The following is a 20,494-nucleotide window of genomic DNA, read 5'->3' on the forward strand; positions in this document are numbered from 1 at the left end:
ATAACCTGTATTTTATCAAAACATACCCCCTATCCTCCGTAGAGTTATGATTTATAGTAATAGGCAGGTCTTCTGACTCAAGTATCATCACAGTGCAAAGCCTTCCCATATCAACAGTGGCATATTTTGCACTACTACTCTTTTACAGCGGCGGGACCGTACAGGATTTACACCTGTTTCCCTTTTAATCGAAGGCCAACTTCCTTGATCCTTCAAACCTATTATCTTAGAATATTAGATTTTTAACAATCTAATTATATATTGTCTATTGTTTCCTGTCAACATCAAATACTTTAATGAATTTCCTCGGGTCTTTGACAGTCGCAAAAATAAAATCCACTTCAAAAATCGTTGAAAAACTTGGTACATACGACGAGCTCCTTAAAAAATTAAACGGCGAAGATCCTATTGATGAGTAGGCGAAAAAATACATCGAAGAACTTAACAAAAAAGAAAAAGAAGACACCAGTAAAATCATGGTTCTATACTCGCCTACAAAACTTATTGAAAAAGAAAAGCAACGCTCTTTTAATGGCGGCTATCTATTCCTTCTACAAAGAGCATTGGATTAAAGAAAAAGGTCAATCACAGACGATAGGAGATTGAAGAGTGCTACTCTACAGATATCTTGAAAAGCGCTTAGATAACAAGTTCACATGCGCGGAAATCGTACAAGGGTTAAGGGATATGAAAAAAATTTTTAAAAACACTAAAAAATAAAAAACATTACTCACTTTTTGAGAACACAAAAAAAGCTTGAAACCTAGTATTTTTAATAGGTTACAAGCTTTTTCTCTTCTGCAAGTGTCAAAGATGAGATTCTAGAGTTAACGGCTTTTTTAGGCACTCTGCTTTGAATATAAAGATAACTCTTACTTTTAAACAATCCTGCTACATAAAAACACCTTCTGACTTTTCTTCGTCAAAAGGTGAAAATATTTACAATAAGTTAAAAGTGAATAAATTAAATGCCAGATAAGTTGAGCGCCTGGGAAAGCTCCGAAAAAGTACCTTTCTTCATTACGACTACACTCCATATAGTATGGTGTAGATTATATCATTACTATATACGGTATTAAATTTTAATATTAAAGAGTTTTTCGGAGCCTCCCCTGGCACCTTCTTTATTCTTAGTTTAACTCTGATCTTTTCGAAAGCTTTCGTCTATGTCAACAACCCCGGTCCCTTGACACTCAAACAAATTTTTTTGTTACATTCTATCCCCATTTCATTACACTTGGATTGTATATTATTTCTAGCCATGCTACGATTCCATTGAATGAATAAATTCGGAGATGAATGAAGGGCAATTTTTTATGGAAAAAATAATAATCTTATTTTATATTAGAGCTGTTATTACAATAATAAGCTTTGTTCCATTGTTGATGTATTCTCCTTTAGAAAGCTTCCCTCCGTTATATATATTATTATTCAAAGTATTTAGTATTTTAAATTTATGCATATATGGTTTAATAAAATAGGCTTCTTTTTTTCACTTTAGCACAATTTACTTTTCTATACCTACTCTTGCTTCTACCCCTTTTTGATAATAATGCTTTATTTCTTTCATTTCTGTAACCAAATCTGCAACCTCTAAAATTTCTTTTTTAGCATATCTACCCGTTATGATCAATTCAAGCTTGTGATGCTTGTTTTTTATAATTTCTAGTACATCCTCTATTAGAAATAAGTGATAATAAAGAGCAATATTCAGCTCATCCATTACTACAACATCATATTTCCCCTCTTTTATAATTGCTTGCATTTCCCTTAAACCTCTTTGGGCAATTTTAATATCCTCTTCTGTAGGATCATTAACAATAAAACAATCCAAGCCATATTGTTTAATGGTTAACCCTGGTAAATGATCCATTGCTTTTAATTCACTATAAGCCATCCCTTTAATAAATTGACCAATAAAAACTTTTTTTCCTGCACATACAGCACGAAGAGAAAGACCAAGAGCAGCAGTGGTTTTTCCTTTGCCATTACCAGTATAGACTTGTACATATCCTTTAGAATCCATGATTTTTTACCTCCTCTATTTATCAAAGCTGTTATTTAGTTTGATTATACCTCCATTGATGCTTTTATTCAATGATTCCAGGGAACCCAAAGGAACGTCAGGTTGCGTAAAAACTACCTGCCGTCCCTTTGTCTAGTCTGCATTTTTGTCATAAGAGCTTACCATTCCCTATTCTTCAAGCGTATGCAGCAAGGGATAAAGTGCCCCCGCTTTTAATGAAAATGTATTATCTGATCGTTTTACAATCTCCTCAATCATCTGATATCCGTACATATCTTTATCTTTAAGTAACTTTAATATCAGCATTGTTGTGCTACCTGTCAACAAACAATCAGAACCACCCGTAGCAGGTGGTTTTCCTTTTATAGCTTTAAAGCATCTAGTTTCTAGTATGATTGTTAAAATCCTTTACTTATATTATTGATATAAAACGCGGCTCTTTAAAGAGCCGCGTCAGAGGGACAATTATAGATGATATCAGCGGATTTTTCCGTTCCTTTTTACAAAGCCTTAGCTTTATATCCACACCCTAGATGTCTAGAACAATTGTGACATATGGCTTCACATTCAACTAACGAATCTTTTAAGCCTGAAGTGATTATGTTCTTACTTTTAACTATTTTTAATATATCTATCACTTTTTTTAATTCTTCTTTATCTCCCCATATTTCTAGGGTTACACTGCCCTGGGCTTCACTCAATCCTCCAGCACCTATTGGAAAACAATCCACGTCAGCTAATTTCTTAATAGCCTCAACCTCTGTAAATATTTCTCCATAAATGGGTAGAAGCCCAACCGACATACCCCAAGCAAGTTTTTTTCCTGTTCTTGAACTCTTCTTAATTATTTCATCTAAATCTCCAGGTATCATTTTTTCAATGCCTACGGGAATAATAACCGTTGTCCCCTCTGAGCACCAAGTGCTCATAGACAGTCCTACATTTCCACCACCTGGACTTCCAGCCATTAAAGCTGCTCTTCCCTTTGCATCAAAAGCATTAGCACCACAGACGATTACATCTTGGCTAGTAAATTTTTGAGCTTCTATTACATTTTTTTCATCTACATTCATCCAACTACCTTTATTAATGATTATAGAGTGTGGTTCATCTATATTATTTAAACCAGCTACAGTCCCTCTAGGAGTTATTCTGCCACTAATCCTTAGAGGCAGACCCACTAGCTTCTCAGTAATCCTTGAAACCGTAGTTCCACCTTTAAATAAAACCTTTCCTTTTTCTAAACCACGTGTTAACAACGGGTGCTTTAATATCCCTAGAGCAATGATTTCCTTGCCTTCTTCCACAGTTAAGGTCACTTGAATCTTATCCAAAAAATCACTCCTATTAGAAAACCTAAATCATAAATTTACCCTCTTTCAGTACCAATAAATCGTCAAGGTACAGAGTAGGGTTTATTACCACACCATCTAGGTGGCAATCTGCTTTATTTCTTCCTCCAAAAGAAGTATTGGTGCCAAAAGCAATATGGACAGTACCATAGATTTTTTCATCTTCAAGGATTACACCTGTCAACCTTGCCGCATGATTGGTTCCAATTCCTAGCTCACCTAAAGTGCCATTTCTTTCATTACTAAAAAGCACCTCGATCTTTTGACGATCCTCTCCTTTTGCTTCAGTTAACCTGCCATCCACGATTTTCATATGTAAAGGCGTTTGTAATATACCAACCCCTACCATGCTACCATCCACCAACATTTCTCCATTAGCACTTCCTTCAACTGGAGCAATATAAGCTTCGCCGGAAGGCAGATTACCTGCCTCCCCTGAGTTTTTATATACCCCAGTACTAGCCACGCCATCTCTACCATCCAGTGACATTTCAAGGATATAGTCGTCCTTGATAAGCTTTGCAGTTTTAGTCTTAGATAATATCTCCGTAAGTTTCAATGTAAGCTTCTCCACCTCTGTGTAATCAGCAGTGATTGCTCCCTCATGAAACATATCCTCAGTAATATTTGGCATACTGGCTAATCTTGCTCCAGCCTTCACTGCATTAATTTTAGCATTCGTATGGGTGATAGAAGTAGACGTAGGACAGATGATTACATCAAAATTCTTCATCGCTTCAGCAATTACCTCCGGCGGCTCTTCCCCACTTACCTTTCTAGGCTCCATAATCATGAGAACTGCTTCTTTTGCCAGCTTTTTTCCTTCCTCATATAGGGATTTACCTATGGATATCTTTTTATCATCTGTTAGTATTAAAACAGTCTCATTTTTTTTTACAGCTAAACAATCTTCTATAACGACTCTATAGCCTGATTTTTTACTCACTATCTCCACCTCTTTATGAATTTAGTATCTCTCCAAGAACTCTTGCTACCATTGTTCTAGCCAAAACTACCGGTTTTCCAGTCCCCTCAGATACCTTTTTCTTCATAGCCTGGTTATATCCAATGCAGTCCATGACAATTACATCAATGTCTTTTTTCTTTAACATTGTTATAGCACCAGATAATTCATCCTCTTTTGTATAGGGTGATGCAGGGACTGCGATTACTTCAACACCAGTTTCACACCATTTTTTCTGGCTTTGCACTACCTGATCCTTATCGGGAGTAATAACAGCTAGCTTACCTTTGTCAACCAGTTGCGGTGTAACGCCATGCAAGATTTTTTGAGGATATAAAATTGGTTTCTTGGATTTGAAAATATCTGGGAATACTCCAGTACAGATAAATAGAATGACATCTGCACCCTCCCTCTCTAGTTTATCAATACATTCCTGTAGTCTTGGTAATATATATCTTTCAGCAAACTTTACACTTTTCCCATCCTTGAGCTTAGAAACCAAAACATAATCATCGTCTTCTGGTTGAAACGCCAAAATGTCTTCATAAGTAAGCCCATCTAGCGCTCCAGCTTCTATGACTTCCACATTGTCTCCCAAAAACTCTACCATTTCTGGTATAACGTCAACCCTTGGTGACTGCCCAATCGTGATAGCTCCTAGCTTTTTTTTCATAATAGCCTCTATAACCTCCTATTTACCAAGTGTTTGTATATGATGCATATTTCCATACTTTTTAATTATCATTTCAAACTCAGCCTCATCATAGAACTTACAATCTCCTCTACCATAGGCCTTAGCAACCTCCAGAGTAAACCTAGCAGCTAACTCCATATCATAGGGATGACTAGCTCCAGTGGCACATCCCGGAACAGCAACTTCAGTAGTTATAGCCACGCCCACCACAGGAGCTGCAGTAGCAGTAGCCGGCTGCAATATACTATTGATATGATATAAATCATTGCCATAGGGAGTAATATCCTGCATCGTTACAGGAAATACTTCAGGCAGTTTACCAGTAGTAATCTGCATAATATCCAGCAAATCATCGCTGATTTTTAAAATATATCCTTCTTTGACGGTGGGAGATATTGCAAAGCCTCTAGTATTAATAACCCTGTTTCCTTTGGTGGTATCAATGGATAAAATAGCATCCAGTTCTCCGTCTACCTCTTCCTTATTTACTGTAGCCATATCAACGGGGGACCCCATAAAAGGTACTGGTTTGTGGGGCTGCGTCGGTGCATCAGGACAAATATGTGTTGATACAACTACATCTCCGTCTAAAAAGTCTCCTTTGTTTTGCATATCCAAAAGCTTTGCAGCCACTGCCAATGCAACCACTGCTCCATCGGCATCAGAAACCATACCAATCATCTCCGGTCTGGCACCTATACCACCAAGCCTACCCAATACTCCTATAGTAGGTGCCTCCATCCCCTTAGATTTACCCTTTTTTCCCGGGATTCTAATTCTAATAAAGTCTGTTTTTCCTCTGTGTCCTGTTATGGTCTTAACCTCTACGTCCTTTGCTCCATAGGATTCTAAAAATTCCTTTATTTCTTGTCCACTTGCAGTGGCTCTATCAATATACTCATATACCTCTAGAATTTGTTTTAATAACATAAAATCCCCTCCTACTAAATATATTTTAAGATATCTTTATTCACTATAGGCTTGATCTCTTGTAACAATTTATGATCAAACATACCGCTGCCCAGCTTAAGATTTTCCTTCTTGGTAGCTATTATTACGATTTCTTGATCCTTCTTAATCTCAGCAGTGGTCAGGGGTAAACCTGTCGACTTATCAAAGGACATAATTAGATCCGGGAAAGTATACAGCCGATCCTTATTAACTTCAAGGGTCATGTATTCATTCCAAAAAGTCATTTCAATTCCTTTTACAACAACTCTGCCTACATCAAATCCTCCTTCAGTAACCAACTCAAATTCAGATACGGTTCCCTCAACAACGATTTCACCCTTTAGAAAACTAGCTACTGTTTTTATAGCATCATATGGAGATATTTTAAGCCCTTCATAAAATTTCCTGCCTGTTTCTATGGCATGACTTATTCCATGAACTGCTCCATTTTCTTTGACATATCTGGCTTCCACAATATTTCTAGCAACTGCCACTAACCCACCGGCCTGAACGGCAGATTGTCTTATCAAAGCTGCTGTCTTAGAAATATCTCCTTTAAAGAAACCCTCTATTCTATTTCCCAGCTCAGCATTGCCACCAGCAAAGGCTTGATAGGATACAAAGTTTGGTACATTATTCAATCCCATACTGCCCATGGTTCCAGTGGGATGGGCTCTTCCATTGCATGGAGCATCTATCAAAGGAATGCCTAAAATAGCTGCTTGAATCCACCCATTCATCGTTGCCGCTCCGCCATTTTCATTGGTAATTATTCCACCAAGCTTTAAACCAGTATTTTCCTGTAGTATCTCAACAGTCCTTACATAATCCCTGGGTTTCACATATTTATCAACCGCAGCCGGAGCACCAACTGCTGATGCCGTAACAATTAATGCATCATTTGGAATTTCATCTATATCTACTAGTTGTAATTCACCATAGTTTAAAGCTATATTCCCGGATGCTTCTCCTAATTCCATAGAACCTCCTCCACCTCCGCCAAGTATGGCTCCTCCAATTAATGCATACTTTAACATCTCTTTATTTAGCTTTATCCTGCCCTTCATAATACCACCCCAACTTAAGATTTCGTTATTTAGTATTTCTTCTCATGCATTCATAATAAGTAATCAAGCCTTCAGCAATAACAGGATCAACAACAGGAATTTTGCAAGCCTTTTCAAGTTCTTTTGCTATTCCAATGGTAGACATTCCAGTGCAGACTGATGAAGTACTGTACAAAGTAATTTAGACTCCAATTCAGCGGGAGCAAAAGCTCCCCTGAATTAAGTCTCTTTTTTATATTAGTGCCTTTATTAATGCACTAAAGAATCCATAAAGTCCATCACCGGCAATCAGTCCAGCATCCCTAATTTCCATAAACTTAGTACCAAATATCAAACGAACAATAACTGCTAAAATAACACCTACCCCATAGATTGGATTATTAATTAGCAAGCCAGTTGCAAATAGTACCCCTACCATTCTAGACGTTCCGCCTACTATCTGTAATATGACTCCAGGCACTGCCCAGATCAAAAGAGTTCTTAATAACGAAGGATCCGCAGAGGCAGCAACAGTAGAAGCAAATACTCTACTGATAGGTGGAAGCAAATCTGTTGCAAAGTACATATTCATGGTTAACAAAACAACGACGATGCCAATAAATCCACCTATTACTTCTAAAATAATTTGCTGCTTTCTTCCATATAACTCATACTCTTTATCTTCCCCTTCGCCTCTTAGTATCCAACCAGCTTTGAGGTCATAACCCATATCAGCAAAGCATGGTCCTGCAGAACTAACATAACCAGTCAACAATGCAAGAGGAACGATTGGAAATCCGAAAAAGATACCTATAGTCATAAATATTGTTGTAATTGCAAAGGCAGGAAACCATCCTGAGTGCATAGCCGCCATACCTACCAGCAACATAGCTGCAGCAGCAGAAAATGTTGCCCATAATAACCAAAGTACTAATTTACCAATACCTAATTGAGAGAAAACACCTGAAACAAGAGCTAAAACAACGGCACCGCCTAAGAATAGTAAGATTCCTTGAGCTAAATTCCTTTTAGTTTCATCATCTGATCTAGTGTGTGTTACTACTTCTGATTTTTCTTTTTTACCACCTTTAAGAATAATCTTTATAGACTGAATTAACGCCATCATTCCAGCACCAATCATAATGCCATGGGGTATATAGGTATCGCCTAAATTTAATCCATTAAAAATTGCTGTTGAGTATCCCCTAATGAGTAAACCTGTGCCTAATGCAGCCATTGAAAAAATGTTAGCAATAAAAACTATACCAATGCCAGCTGCTGGCAAGTTAAAATAACTCCCAATGCCTCCTATAATTAGACCTTGTAACAATCTTTTGCCTTTTTCTCCTCCTTCATCTCCTGCTTTAATAGCTTGAGCTGTAGCTACTCCTGGAGGCCATGCAGCTTCAGCTGGGAAAATACTACTATCAAATATTTTTCCCACCACAGTAATTGAAATTACCAACCCTACGAGTGAACCTACAGCCATGGGCAGAATAAATCCTGTCTCTCCCAAAACAAAAAAGATGGCCATAGTAAGAAACCCACAGTTGGCAGCAGCAAAACCTGCACCGGACACTGCTGTTTGAAGCAAGTTTTGCCTTTCTAATGATCTAAACTTAAGAAAGGACTGCAATGGTATTCTTGCAATTACCATTGCAACTATGGCGCCAATGAGTGAGGTATTGGGGGTTACTCCTACTTTTCCGATAATCTGCATGCAAATTATCGCTGATAAGATTGATAATACTATTCCTAATGCAAATGTAGGAACCTCAAATGCGCTAACTTTTTCCTTAGGTCTGTTTGCATAGTTTTCTTTGTTTGACATACTATACTCCTCCTTTTATCTATTTTCTAAATATTATAGCAATTATAAATCTATAGAACAATTCTATAAATTCATAAAAATAAAGCTCATGCTTTTATGACTTCTCATAAACATAAGCTTTATACTATCTTATCCTTCATATATAGTTAAGACTCCTATTGAATAAAGGCTCATTTTATTTTTATTAGCTTTTTTAATTTCAATCCCATTTGCAAAGCAAATATTCCCTCAGTATCATTTAACGAGTATCCTGTTATTTCCTCTATACGATTTAATCTATACCTTAGCGTCTCCACATGAATAAACAACTTGGAGGCCGCTATTTTTCTATTGAAATTATATCTTAAATAACACTCTACCGTCTCTAGCAAATTAGTACCTTGATCTTCATCATACTTTTCTAATTTTCTGATGGTCCTATTATAATATTCATGTACTTCATTATCGTCTTTTAAAGGATATAACAGCTTTATTGTATCTAGTGAGTTAAAATAAATACTGTCATGATTACTAAATAATGCTGCTAGATATGCTTCATTATACATTTTCTCTATGTTTTTAATACGCTTATAAACATTTGATATCCCCACTGCCACCAAATAAGCATCGTCATAATCTTGCAAAGACGCTACTATTTTAGAAACTACCTCCTCTAAATGAGCCCTTGCTTCTATATTTGTAAATACAAAAACTTCATTTTTCTTGTCCTTAGATAAATAGTTTCCCTTTTCTAATATATTGTTTAGCACACTATAAACACTGTTTTTGCACTCATCTATATGAGTATCTTTTTTTATGTGAATCTTAATACATATACCAACAATATGTCCTTCCCTATCCCAACCAAGGTCCTTCTCTACATTTTCATAAAATTCGTCAGGAAGCTCTTTATTATTTAACATGATTTCTATAAGCGTCTTATTAAGCCTAGCTTGACTAAAACTCCTAGCCTGATCTATATCAAGTTTCATGGATATAATTGATATTCCATACTCGATAGAGCTTTGCGCTAGCTTATCAAGCTTAGAGCTATTTACAATGTATACGTATCCTAAGGGTTTATTATCTCGTACTAAGGGATAGATACTTATATAGACACCCATAATTTCCTTATTTATACAATAATCCTTAATTTCCTTTACGGCAGGTGCTCCCTTCTTACTAAAGGGAATCTTGTTGGCTAATTTGTCATAGCTTGAAGAATCAATGATATTATAAGTAATAGGATTAAGGTATCTATCGCATAAAAACACATTAGAATTAGATAAATTTGATAGAGAATAGATTATTCCATTAACATCCTTATTTTCAAAAGATAGATCCAATAATTTGGCATAGATGTTGTTCAAATTAAGAATATATTCATTTTTTCTATAAAACAACATATTATAAAAACTAGATATTGCTTCAGTATAAATAACATTACGGGAGATCTCTATAAGAGGAACACCATACGTATTAGCATCGTCTATTAGCTGCTTACTAATTTCACCAAAATATCTATTCTCCTTAACAGCGACAGCAGATACTTTTCTTTGATGAGCATCTAAAATCATACTGCTCTTTTTATCCTCTCTATCCTTTAAAGCATACCCAGCTGTCAGCAAAAACTCACCACCAGTTAGCCAGCTAATTCCCTCAGGAGTTTCAAGTATTGTTATATGCTTGCAGCGATTTTGCAGTCCAGAGCTGCCGCCTAAAAGCTTAAATCCGGCAAAGTCTGGAAGGTTTAATACTTCTTCTACAGTTAAACTATGCTCGTCATAAACCGCTGTGGTGCTCATCATTTCATTTATAATGTTCGGAATATGATTTTCCATCTTTGTTCACCTCTTCCAAGAAAAAACTGCCGACCATGTCCTGTTAATTGTTCCAATGACCTTACTGTTATTTTATCAAAATATACAAGTCCTTACTAGAGGCAAACCAAGAGGCGGTTGAACTTGTCAACAATCCAACCTGTTCACACAAAACCTCCTTCAGTTGTTTTGCAGTCCACAGTTTTGAGCGAAACCGTATATTTCAACTCATAATCACACATCTGTAATACCTTCAAGACACAAAATATGTTGAAAACCCGTACAGTAATTTTTATACAGTACGGGTTTCTAGATACCATGAAGCTAGCTAAATAAAAGTTGTTTGGCTAGCTCCACCATATTACAGCTATTAAATTTTATTAATATCTATAAACTATTGATGCTCTCTTATTCATCATCCCACCATTTAAGTCTTTACGAAATCGCTGTCTCACAGTATTCAACTTCTTTTTCGGTATCCAACTTTAACGAAACTGCACAATCAAATTCCTGTCGATCCTTGTACTCCTCTTGCTTTCCTTTATTCCAGGCCTGTACTGGTCTATGGAATCCAACTACCCGTGTCCAGATTTCTGTCTCTCTGCTACATTGTGGACATTCTGGTTGTTCACCTGTTAGATAACCGTGATCTGGGCATATAGAAAAGGTAGGTGTAATCGTTATGTATGGTATACTACTATTTTCCATTACTTTCTTAATTAAAGTTTTACAGGTTTCTACACTGTCTATCGCTTCTCCTATAAATCCATGTAGTACTGTTCCCCCTGTGTATAGAGTTTGTAGCCGTTCTTGCAGCTCAAGAGCCTCAAAAATATCCTTTGTATAGCCTACAGGAAGCTGCGTTGAATTTGTATAATAGGGTTCTGCCTCTCCTTGTGTATAGATTTTAGGATACATTTTTTTATCTAATCTTGCAAATCTATAGGAAGCACCTTCAGCAGGCGAAGCTTCTAGATTCCATAAACTACCGGTTTCCTCTTGGAATATTTGAATCACACGGTTCATAAATTCCATAATTTCTACTGCAAATTCATTTCCTTCTTCTGTTGTTATGTCTACCCCCAGTAGATTTACACAAGCCTCATTCATACCATTTAATCCTATTGTAGAGAAATGGTTTTTAAAATACTCTCCCATACCATCCTTTACTCCCTCTAAATAGTATCTAGAATAAGGATATAACCCAGCATCCATATATTGTTCCAGCACTTTTCTCTTAGATTCACATATTTCTTTAGATAGTTCCATTAATTCTCTAACTCTTTTCTTGAACTCTTCCATTGTTGTAGCTGCATAACCTATTCTAGCCATATTTAAAGTTACAACGTTAATAGAACCAGTCAAAGGATTGGCGCCGAACAGTCCGCCTCCACGTTTTCTTAATTCTCTATTATCTAATCGCAGACGGCAACACATAGAACGAATATCCTCGGGAGATAAATCAGAATTTACGAAATTCGCAAAATATGGAGTACCAAACTTTCTTGTCATTTCCATAAGAGAATCTACTACTTCTGCATCCCAAGGAAAATCATCAGTAATATTTACTGTTGGAATAGGAAAGCTAAAGGCTCGTCCTGCCCCATCTCCTTCCATCATTACTTCACAGAAGGCTTTATTAAACATATCCATTTCCCTTTGGAATTCTCCATAGGTTTTATCCATATTTTCACCGCCAACAATGGCAGGCTGTTTTCTTAATAACTGATGGGGAGCGATATCTAAAGTAACATTAGTAAATGGTGTTTGAAAGCCCACTCTTGTTGGTACATTGAGGTTAAAGACAAATCTTTGTAAGGCCTTTTTTACTTGTTCATAATCTAATTGATCATAATGAATAAAGGGTGCTAAATATGTATCGAGACTTGAAACTGCCTGAGCACCAGCTGCTTCCCCTTGAAGGGTATAAAGCAAGTTTACTAGCTGCCCTAATGCTGATTCAAAGTGCTTTGGAGGTTTAGATTCTATTTTTCCTTTAGCTCCTTTGAATCCACGTCTCAAGAATGCTTCTAGATCCCATCCACAGCAATAGGGTGCCAATAACCCCAAATCATGTATATGTAAATCTCCTCTTATATGGGCATCTCTCAGCTCTTTTCGGTAAATTTTATTTAACCAATATTTTGTCGTAATACTTTCGACAATATGATTATTTAATCCTTGTAAAGAAAAACCCATGTTGGCATTTTCGTTAACACGCCAATCCTCTAAGGTAACATATTCTTCTATCATTTCTTCTGCATCCATAAAAAGATTTCTAACTTCTCTAATTTCTTCATGTTTTTTCCTATATATTATGTAGGCCTTCGCTGTTTTAGCATGACCCTCTTCAATTAATATTTTCTCTACAATATCCTGAATATCTTCAACTGAAGGAATACTGGCTCTGTAGGTTTCATTTAAAATATCTACTATCATTTTTGTCAACTTAGAAGCCTTCATTTCATCTTTGCCTCCAACTGATTGTGCAGCGGCAAAAATAGCACTTCTTATTTTAGCACTGTCAAAATCAACAATTTCACCATTTCTTTTTTGAACTTTTATAACCCCCATAGTGACCTCCTATTGTATTAAATTTCATCTCGACTACTATATATTGTATATATTACATTATTATACCTAATTAAACAATAGAACTATAGGCACAAAAAATACTTTTTTCCCATAATTTCTACAGAATACATCGACATCCTTCAAAATTTATTCATTGAACTTTTTTGTTTTTTTAACTAGTTATTTGTAGAATTTTCATTCCAAACAAGAAAGGGTGTGCAATACACCCTTTTATTTCCACTTAGGTCGTTGAAACTCTTCCTGATTTTCTTGGATACGTTGGCCTTCTGTTTCTGATACAATATATGCATCTACACCATGTTCATGGTATTGCTTTACCTTCTCAATCGCTTCATCCCTTGACACAACGTTCTCTAAAACACCATTTTCACTAAATATTATATACTTATCCCTCATTTATGATCCTCCTTTATTATATAATCAATTATAGTATTCCTCAAATCCTGTGATATAGACGCAGAATAAAAAAAGTCCAATTACCTTTTATTTACTCCAGGTATTGGACTTTTTTAAACCTAATTCAACGATTATTCTTCTTGTGGTCCTTCTTCTAATGCTTGAGCAACTACATCTTTAAATTTTTCTACAGTTTGAGTGGCCCCTGATATTGTATCTACCACTTCAACATCTTGTTTTTCAATAAGGTCTTGTTCTAATTGTGGGTATGCTTCTGGTGCACTGATACCTGAGGCAGATTCCCATCTTTCATTATACTCTTCATCTTCTGATTTAGGATTATCCTCCTCATCATATTCATCATAATTTACTTCAGTAATCTCGCCATCTGCTACAATCAATTCAATTCTAGCTTGCCAGCCTCTTTCATCAGGCTCGAGTTCAGCCTGATAAGTTCCATCCTCATAATCCATTTCTCTAGCCTCAGGAGTTTCTTCAGGTGTTTCTTCTGGAGTTTCCTCAGGTGTTTCTTCTGGAGCAGGCGGTGGAACCTCCACTGGCCTACAGCCTACTGCTGCAAAGATAACCATTACAGCTATAAGTAATAGTACAAATGATTTTTTCATAAAAGTCACCTCTCAAATAATTTTATTGAACAGAAATACTTTTATAATGAAATGCCCTTTATCATAGTTTGCACAAAAGTAAGCCCTCTATTCGTGATTTTGCATCATAAATAGAAGGCTATTCATAAAATTTTTGTATCAATAGTTTATTTTACTTAAAAAACATTTTTTTTTGATGAGGATGAAGCATATTTGTCAATAGTATAACTCCACCATAGGAAATCATCCCGCATAATATAGAAAGTATCGTTGCTAAAGCTTCACGTTGAAGATGTAAATAGCTATAGTTAAATATAAAAACTACTATAATTGCCATAATCGTTGTTGCAAATACTGGTTTTATGATTACTTCCTTAATAGGAATTTTTAAAGAAATACTTTTTCTGATTTCAATATAATTCAAGACTGCCACAGAAAAATATCCACAGATGGAGCCGATCACAGCTCCAATAATATTGAAATGAGTTACTAGCAAGAAATAACTAATAATTACCTTCACAATAACCCCAATAAATAAATTTCTTACGGGAATAAATACCTTATTCATTCCCTGTAAAATGCTGGTTAAGGTTTGAGCTAATGCAATAAATAGCACATTAAAGGCTAAGATTTTTAAAATATTTCCACCTGCTTCTGTTTGCCCCCATAACAGATGAACGATGGGAGAAGCTAGAAGAGAAAGTCCAATAGTGGCTGGCAAAGCGATCATCATGGTGATTTTTATGCCAGTTTGTGCTTTTTCAATTAACTCTCTCATGTTTTTTCTGCTGTTAGCTTCAGATATTGCAGGCACTAGACTTGCTGCCATTGCCATACTGAAGGTTAAAGGAACATTCATAAGGGTAACTGCTTTCCCTGTTAATCTTCCATAAAGTATTGTTGCTCCTTCCAAAGTATAGCCCCCCTGCAGCAGTCTTCCTGGCACAATAATGGAGTCTATCAGTCCCATAACCGAGCTTAAAATTGCTCCAATAGTAATAGGAATCGCTAACCAAATTAGTCTTCTAACTATAATTAAAGTACCATCTCTATCCTTTTTATATGTATAGAGGGAGTAATCCACTAATGCTTTTCTTCTCTTTAAGTAGTAAAATAACAACAATAAAGCACCAAAAAAAGCCCCTGCTGTAGCTCCAAAAGAGGCCGCCCCTGCTGCATAACCTATCCCTCTTTCTATATACATATAAGCTAAGCCCACGCCTATAATCACCCTGCCTATCTGCTCCATGATTTGAGATAATGCAGTGGGTATCATGATTTGCATTCCTTGAAAATATCCCCTAAAAGCAGACATAATAGATACAAAAAACGGTGCAAAGGATAAACCTATTATGGAATAGTAGGTCTCCTGTGGCCAATCCAGTAATGTGATGATTGCTTTAGCACCAAAAAATAGAAAGCATGAAGAAAAAATTCCAAGACCAATAATAATAAAAAATGAAATACGAAAAACCCTTCTAACACCTCCATAATCTCCAACAGCTATTTTTTCGGAAATCATCTTGGAAACAGCAGCAGGCAAACCAATAATAGAAATAGAAAGCATAATCGTATAAATCGGGTAAGGCAAACCAAAAAGACCCATACCCTCATCATGAATTAGTCTTTGTAACGGGATCTTGAAAAAAACGCCTAGAAACTTGGCAGTTAGGCCTGCTATACCTAATATGAATGCCCCTTTAATAAATTTTTTATTAGACATAAATGTACTCCCTCACAATGAAATATTCTATATTAATATATTCTTATGGGGAGTAACATTATGTTTTTTCTTGATTTTCTTTGAATCATAAAAAAACATGCCAAGAATAAATATAACTAATGTAACAAGCCATACTAAGTAAAGATAATGGCTTGTTTAATAAATGAAAAGGAGTTTTCTATGGATCAATTAGAAAATATCATTAATGAACAAAAGGATCAATTAATCTCATCTCTTCAACAGTTAATTCAATTTAATAGCGTGGAGGGAGAACCTAAAGAAGGTATGCCCTTTGGAAAAGGAGTAGATGATGCACTAAAATTTGTTCTTAATCTAGGAAAAGAGTTTGGATTTAAAGCGGTATATAAAGATGGGTATTATGGATACATTGAAATGGGTGAAGGAGAAGAATTAATTGGTTTAGCAGCTCATTTAGATGTAGTTCCAGTTGAAAAAGCAGGAACCTGGATTTTCCCACCCTTTAGTGGAAAAATAGCAAACAACAAAATTTATGGGCGGGGTTCTATTGATGACAAGGGACCCTTGCTGGCTGCACTTTATGCTATGAAAGCGGTTCGTGAAGCAAAGCTACCCCTAAAAAAAAGGATTCGTCTAATTCTAGGTACGAATGAAGAAACTGGCTGGAAATGTATAAATAAATATCTTAAGGAAGAAGAAATCCCAGCTTATGGATTTATCCCTGACTCTGATTTTCCTCTAATCAATGCAGAAAAAAGCCTTTTACAGATTAGACTCACCTCTAAGGAAAAGGTGAATTTTGCCATGATAGGAGGCACTGCTTTAAATAGTGTTCCTGACAGTTGCAGTTATACAGGAGAAAAAACAGAAGGTATTATAGCGGCCGCTCATGCTTCAAGCTACAACTATAATTCCGAAGGAAATACCTTTACTCTTTTAGGCAAAACAGCTCATTCTGCCAAAACATGGGAAGGGATTAATGCTATTGTTAGAACTGCTATTCTACTATTTAATAATAATATATCCTCTCCTATTATAGATTTTATTGCACAAGAAGTGGGAGAGGATGTTTATGCTAGAAAAATATTTGATAACTATTATGATACAGTTTCCGGTAAATTAACCTTTAATGTAGCCAAAGTCAACATCGATAAAGATTTACATGAGGTTTACTTAGATATAAGAATTCCAGTTTTAAAGGAAAAAGAAGAAGTACTATCTCTATTAAAAAGGAGTACATCTAAATATGAATTAGAGCTAGAGGTTTTGGACTCATTACCTCCTTTATATGTTCCTGAAGATCATCCACTAGTACAAACCTTGAGAATGGTTTATGAAGAAGTAGTCCAGCAAAATAGTACACCATTGTCAACTGGCGGTGCCACCTATGCAAGAGGCTTTAAAAATTTTGTTGCTTTTGGTCCTCTTTTCCCTGGTGAAGAAAAAATGGCCCATAAGCAAAATGAGTATATGAATATAGATAGTTTGATGAAATGCTTTCTTATTTATGCTAAGGCAATTGCTAGCTTAGGGCAGTAGGTAGATAAGCAGATGACCAAAAGTAGATGATTTTGTGTCAGTCCCTTATACAAAGTAATAAGAAGGAATGTAGAGTTTTTTCGCCTCTACATTCCTTCTTATTTAATGGTCTGCTGCGTTGGTGATGGTAACTACCATACTTACTTCTCCAGAACCCTGTGCTTCGTTAAATAGTTTTTTTAAACTACTCCATACCTGCTCCTCATTACCATGAAGATGGGTCGCCATAGGGCCTACATTATATTCTACCCCTTCTCTTTTAAGAGCGTCAATAGAACTGTTAATTACGTCCCCAGCATTTCTACTTTTTAATGGATATAAAGAAACTTCTGCATGAATCATGGACACACACTCCCTTTTATCATATTCATTATTAGTATGGAAATCTGGGTCATGCTTTATCCATTCTTCTATGCAAAATTTTTATACTATTTTATCCTATTAAGACTCTAATCCCACTAACTCTTTAAATTCTTTTACTTTATTCCTACTAATGGGGATGCTTTTACTCTCACACCCTCGCATTTTTATTTGAAGGCTATTATTGAACCAAAGAAACACCTCATCGATTTCATCTAGATTAATAAGAAAGCTTCTATGGGGCCTAAAAAAGCCAAATCTCGTTAAACGTTCCTCCCATTCTCCAATAGAAATAGTCGTCATAAATTTTCCTCTTTTACTAACTACTTTTGTATTTCTGTCCTCTGTTTCAATAAAAATAATATCTTTTAAGCACAGTACATATAGCTTATCGTCCTTTTCTAAAGTGATTTTTTGGGTTTTGTGTTCTATTGATAAATGTCTTTCCAATAAATTCTGTACTTGATTTAATGTTTCCTGTGGAGAAGATTTTAAATCATTTTTTAGTTTTTGCATTGTTTTATTAAAACGACTCTCGTCAACTGGTTTCAACAAATAATCAACAGCAGAATATTCAAAAGCATCGATAGCATATTTATTATAGGCGGTCACAAAGACAATTTTAGGCACCTTAGGTAAATTTATTAATTTGGATGCTATATCAAACCCCGTCATGTCACGTAGTTTAATATCCAAAAAAACTACATCGGCTAACTTTTCAGTACATAATTGTATTGCATCTTCCCCATCTGAGGCCTGCCCTATGACATCAAAGCTAGAATGGCGACTTAGTAATTCAATCAAATTTAGTCTAGCCGGCATCTCATCATCAACAATAATTACAGTATAAGTCATGCCACTCCCTCCTTCACTTCACAGGAATAGCGACCCTCAACACATGGAATTTTTATTAATACACTGGTCCCCTCGCTATAAATACTATGGATTTGAAGTCTATATTCCTCTCCATATAGATTGATTAATCTTTTATTTACATTATTTAAACCTACAGAATTACCACTGGTTGTTTGGTGCATGAGACTGTTCAATTGACCAGCTTCAATACCTACTCCATCATCAATTACTTCTAATAATATATTATTTTCTTCTTTTTTACAGCGTATTGTAACCAAACCACCATTTTTTCGAGGTAAAATTCCATGTACTACTGCATTTTCAACAATTGGCTGCAAAATTAATGGAGGAAGCTTACAGGTAAGATGATCCTCTAAGTCATATTTAACTTGAAGCTTATCGCCAAACCTTGCCTTTTCTATTTCTAAATAAGAGGCTATATGCTTCAGCTCTACATCCATGTCCACCATATCTTGATTATTGCTTAAACTCTTTCTAAAGAGGTCTGCTAAAGATATTAGCAGTTGTTTTGCCTTCGTTGTATCCACTTGAATAAAGGAAACGACTGTATTAATAGCATTAAATAAAAAGTGCGGGTTAATCTGGGCCTGTAATGATTTTAATTCTGCCTCTGTAATTAGCTTTTTCTGTTCATCCACTCTACTTAGCTCAATCTGGGTAGAGAAAAGCTGCGCTAATCCTAAAGCCAATTGAATGTCTATTGGAGTAATACTGTTTTCTTCTTTTTTATAGAGCTTTAATGTACCTACAATCCTATCCCTTTCCTTTAAAGGAACTATGACAGCAGATCTCAATTGGCAATCAAGGCGATTACATCCTATATCTTCTTTTTTATGAATAAGTTTATACTTTTCTGTTTCTATTACTTCTCTTGTAGCCTCCGTTTGCAAACCACGTCCTTGAATATGATGATCTTCTCCAAGACCCTTATGGGCTAAGATTTCATTACAGTTAGTAATCGTTACAGCTGCCACATCTACAAAGTCGTAAATTATATCAACTACCTTTTGTGCTACCTCGTGATTTAGCCCTTGTCTAAAAAAAGGCAATGTCAAATTTGCAATTTTAAGGGTCTTTTCCGCTTGACTAGCTGCTATTCTATCATATTCTGCATAGATATTTTCTATAATACCTATAAATATGGCTATACCAAATGAATTCACTACTACCATAGGAAATAAAATAATCTTTACTAGCTCTAAAGCATTGCCAAATGGCCTAGCAATCATTAAAATGATTATCATTTGTACAATTTCTGCTACGATACCAATGATAAAGGCGGCTTCCCATTTATTTTTTCTATTTTTGATATAGTAATGGGCATAGCCTCCAATCAAGCCTTCAACAATAGTAGAAACCCCACAGGCAAAGGCGGTGAACCCTCCAATATCAATTAGATAGCGGTGTCCTCCTGCAATCAGACCTGCCAAAAGCCCTACCATTGGTCCACCTAATAAAGCTCCCACCATTACTCCAACGGCTCTAGTATTGGCAAGAGCCCCATTAATAGGTACACTGGAATAGGTTCCCATAATACCAATCAAACCAAAAATTACAGATAATATTATTTTATCTAGGAGGGTGATGTTTTTCTTAATAATAAGCTTTCTAAAAATACCCACCTTGGAGATAATAACAGCTAATATGATGATAATCCCCAATTTATTTAATAACGACAGCATCATTTCAGCTATAATCAAAATCATTTTACCACCTACTTTCATAGGTTTATTATAGCATATTTTTTATCAGTAAGCC

At 35.7% G+C, this 20,494-nt stretch carries 18 protein-coding genes, 1 pseudogene and 1 riboswitch; of the genes and pseudogenes, 2 read left to right on the plus strand and 17 right to left on the minus strand.

The window, feature by feature from the left end:
• Positions 1 to 45: 45 nt before the first annotated feature.
• Positions 46 to 237, minus strand: a riboswitch (cobalamin riboswitch).
• A gap of 59 nt (positions 238 to 296) precedes the next feature.
• Positions 297 to 551, plus strand: a pseudogene (locus tag CHB72_RS28450) (hypothetical protein); the annotation flags it as partial.
• A gap of 956 nt (positions 552 to 1,507) precedes the next feature.
• On the opposite strand, the gene cobO reads toward CHB72_RS28450, so the two are convergent.
• The 14 genes from cobO to CHB72_RS04975 form a co-directional block, all read right to left on the minus strand.
• Positions 1,508 to 2,026: a cob(I)yrinic acid a,c-diamide adenosyltransferase gene (cobO, locus tag CHB72_RS04915; protein ID WP_330396980.1), complete on the minus strand. Its 519-nt coding sequence runs from the start codon at positions 2,024 to 2,026 to the stop codon at positions 1,508 to 1,510.
• 168 nt (positions 2,027 to 2,194) lie between these two features.
• Positions 2,195 to 2,332 carry a PadR family transcriptional regulator gene (locus tag CHB72_RS04920; protein WP_089281802.1) on the minus strand — a complete coding sequence of 46 codons (138 nt, stop codon included), beginning with the start codon at positions 2,330 to 2,332 and terminating at the stop codon, positions 2,195 to 2,197.
• A gap of 194 nt (positions 2,333 to 2,526) precedes the next feature.
• A complete protein-coding gene (locus CHB72_RS04925) occupies positions 2,527 to 3,360 on the minus strand; it encodes a hypothetical protein (RefSeq protein WP_089281741.1) in 834 nt (277 codons plus the stop codon).
• A gap of 22 nt (positions 3,361 to 3,382) precedes the next feature.
• Positions 3,383 to 4,324, minus strand: a complete 942-nt coding sequence (locus tag CHB72_RS04930; protein ID WP_089281742.1) for an aminopeptidase — start codon at positions 4,322 to 4,324, stop codon at positions 3,383 to 3,385.
• Between the two features lie 13 nt (positions 4,325 to 4,337).
• Positions 4,338 to 5,015 (minus strand): AroM family protein, encoded by a 678-nt coding sequence (locus CHB72_RS04935; protein WP_089281743.1) that lies wholly within the window; start codon positions 5,013 to 5,015, stop codon positions 4,338 to 4,340.
• An 18-nt stretch (positions 5,016 to 5,033) separates the two neighbouring features.
• The gene (locus CHB72_RS04940) at positions 5,034 to 5,966 is read right to left on the minus strand and encodes a DUF1177 domain-containing protein (RefSeq protein WP_089281744.1); all 933 of its coding nucleotides are present in this window, start codon (positions 5,964 to 5,966) and stop codon (positions 5,034 to 5,036) included.
• A 14-nt stretch (positions 5,967 to 5,980) separates the two neighbouring features.
• Complete coding sequence (locus CHB72_RS04945) at positions 5,981 to 7,054, minus strand: DUF917 domain-containing protein (RefSeq protein ID WP_089281745.1); 1,074 nt, start codon at positions 7,052 to 7,054, stop codon at positions 5,981 to 5,983.
• A 25-nt stretch (positions 7,055 to 7,079) separates the two neighbouring features.
• Entirely contained in the window at positions 7,080 to 7,229 is a 150-nt protein-coding gene (locus CHB72_RS26310) for a hypothetical protein (protein WP_176431203.1), read from the minus strand.
• Between the two features lie 57 nt (positions 7,230 to 7,286).
• Positions 7,287 to 8,864, minus strand: coding sequence for an OPT/YSL family transporter (locus CHB72_RS04950; RefSeq protein ID WP_089281746.1), 1,578 nt, complete (start codon positions 8,862 to 8,864; stop codon positions 7,287 to 7,289).
• Between the two features lie 170 nt (positions 8,865 to 9,034).
• A complete protein-coding gene (locus CHB72_RS04955) occupies positions 9,035 to 10,684 on the minus strand; it encodes a PucR family transcriptional regulator (protein WP_089281747.1) in 1,650 nt (549 codons plus the stop codon).
• A gap of 414 nt (positions 10,685 to 11,098) precedes the next feature.
• A complete protein-coding gene (locus CHB72_RS04960) occupies positions 11,099 to 13,237 on the minus strand; it encodes a ribonucleoside triphosphate reductase (protein ID WP_089281748.1) in 2,139 nt (712 codons plus the stop codon).
• A gap of 231 nt (positions 13,238 to 13,468) precedes the next feature.
• Positions 13,469 to 13,654 (minus strand): hypothetical protein, encoded by a 186-nt coding sequence (locus tag CHB72_RS04965; RefSeq protein WP_089281749.1) that lies wholly within the window; start codon positions 13,652 to 13,654, stop codon positions 13,469 to 13,471.
• Between the two features lie 131 nt (positions 13,655 to 13,785).
• Positions 13,786 to 14,280, minus strand: a complete 495-nt coding sequence (locus tag CHB72_RS04970) for an FMN-binding protein (RefSeq protein ID WP_089281750.1) — start codon at positions 14,278 to 14,280, stop codon at positions 13,786 to 13,788.
• A gap of 151 nt (positions 14,281 to 14,431) precedes the next feature.
• Complete coding sequence (locus CHB72_RS04975) at positions 14,432 to 15,982, minus strand: putative polysaccharide biosynthesis protein (RefSeq protein WP_089281751.1); 1,551 nt, start codon at positions 15,980 to 15,982, stop codon at positions 14,432 to 14,434.
• Between the two features lie 180 nt (positions 15,983 to 16,162).
• Between CHB72_RS04975 and CHB72_RS04980 the strand changes: the two genes are divergently transcribed.
• Entirely contained in the window at positions 16,163 to 17,500 is a 1,338-nt protein-coding gene (locus CHB72_RS04980) for a Sapep family Mn(2+)-dependent dipeptidase (RefSeq protein WP_176431204.1), read from the plus strand.
• A gap of 102 nt (positions 17,501 to 17,602) precedes the next feature.
• Here the strand turns inward: CHB72_RS04980 and CHB72_RS04985 are convergent, their stop codons facing one another.
• The 3 genes from CHB72_RS04985 to CHB72_RS04995 all read right to left on the minus strand — a co-directional run bounded on the left by CHB72_RS04985 (position 17,603) and on the right by CHB72_RS04995 (position 20,442).
• On the minus strand, positions 17,603 to 17,842 hold the full coding sequence (locus tag CHB72_RS04985) for a YkoF family thiamine/hydroxymethylpyrimidine-binding protein (RefSeq protein WP_089281753.1): 240 nt from the start codon (positions 17,840 to 17,842) through the stop codon (positions 17,603 to 17,605).
• Positions 17,843 to 17,941: 99 nt separating this feature from the next.
• Positions 17,942 to 18,715 (minus strand): LytR/AlgR family response regulator transcription factor, encoded by a 774-nt coding sequence (locus CHB72_RS04990; protein WP_089281754.1) that lies wholly within the window; start codon positions 18,713 to 18,715, stop codon positions 17,942 to 17,944.
• Positions 18,712 to 20,442 (minus strand): sensor histidine kinase, encoded by a 1,731-nt coding sequence (locus CHB72_RS04995; protein WP_242975035.1) that lies wholly within the window; start codon positions 20,440 to 20,442, stop codon positions 18,712 to 18,714. Before CHB72_RS04995 ends, CHB72_RS04990 begins: the two co-directional genes overlap by 4 nt.
• Positions 20,443 to 20,494: the final 52 nt, after the last annotated feature.

This window comes from Anaerovirgula multivorans (assembly GCF_900188145.1).
Taxonomy (GTDB): Bacteria; Bacillota; Clostridia; order Peptostreptococcales; family Natronincolaceae; genus Anaerovirgula; species Anaerovirgula multivorans.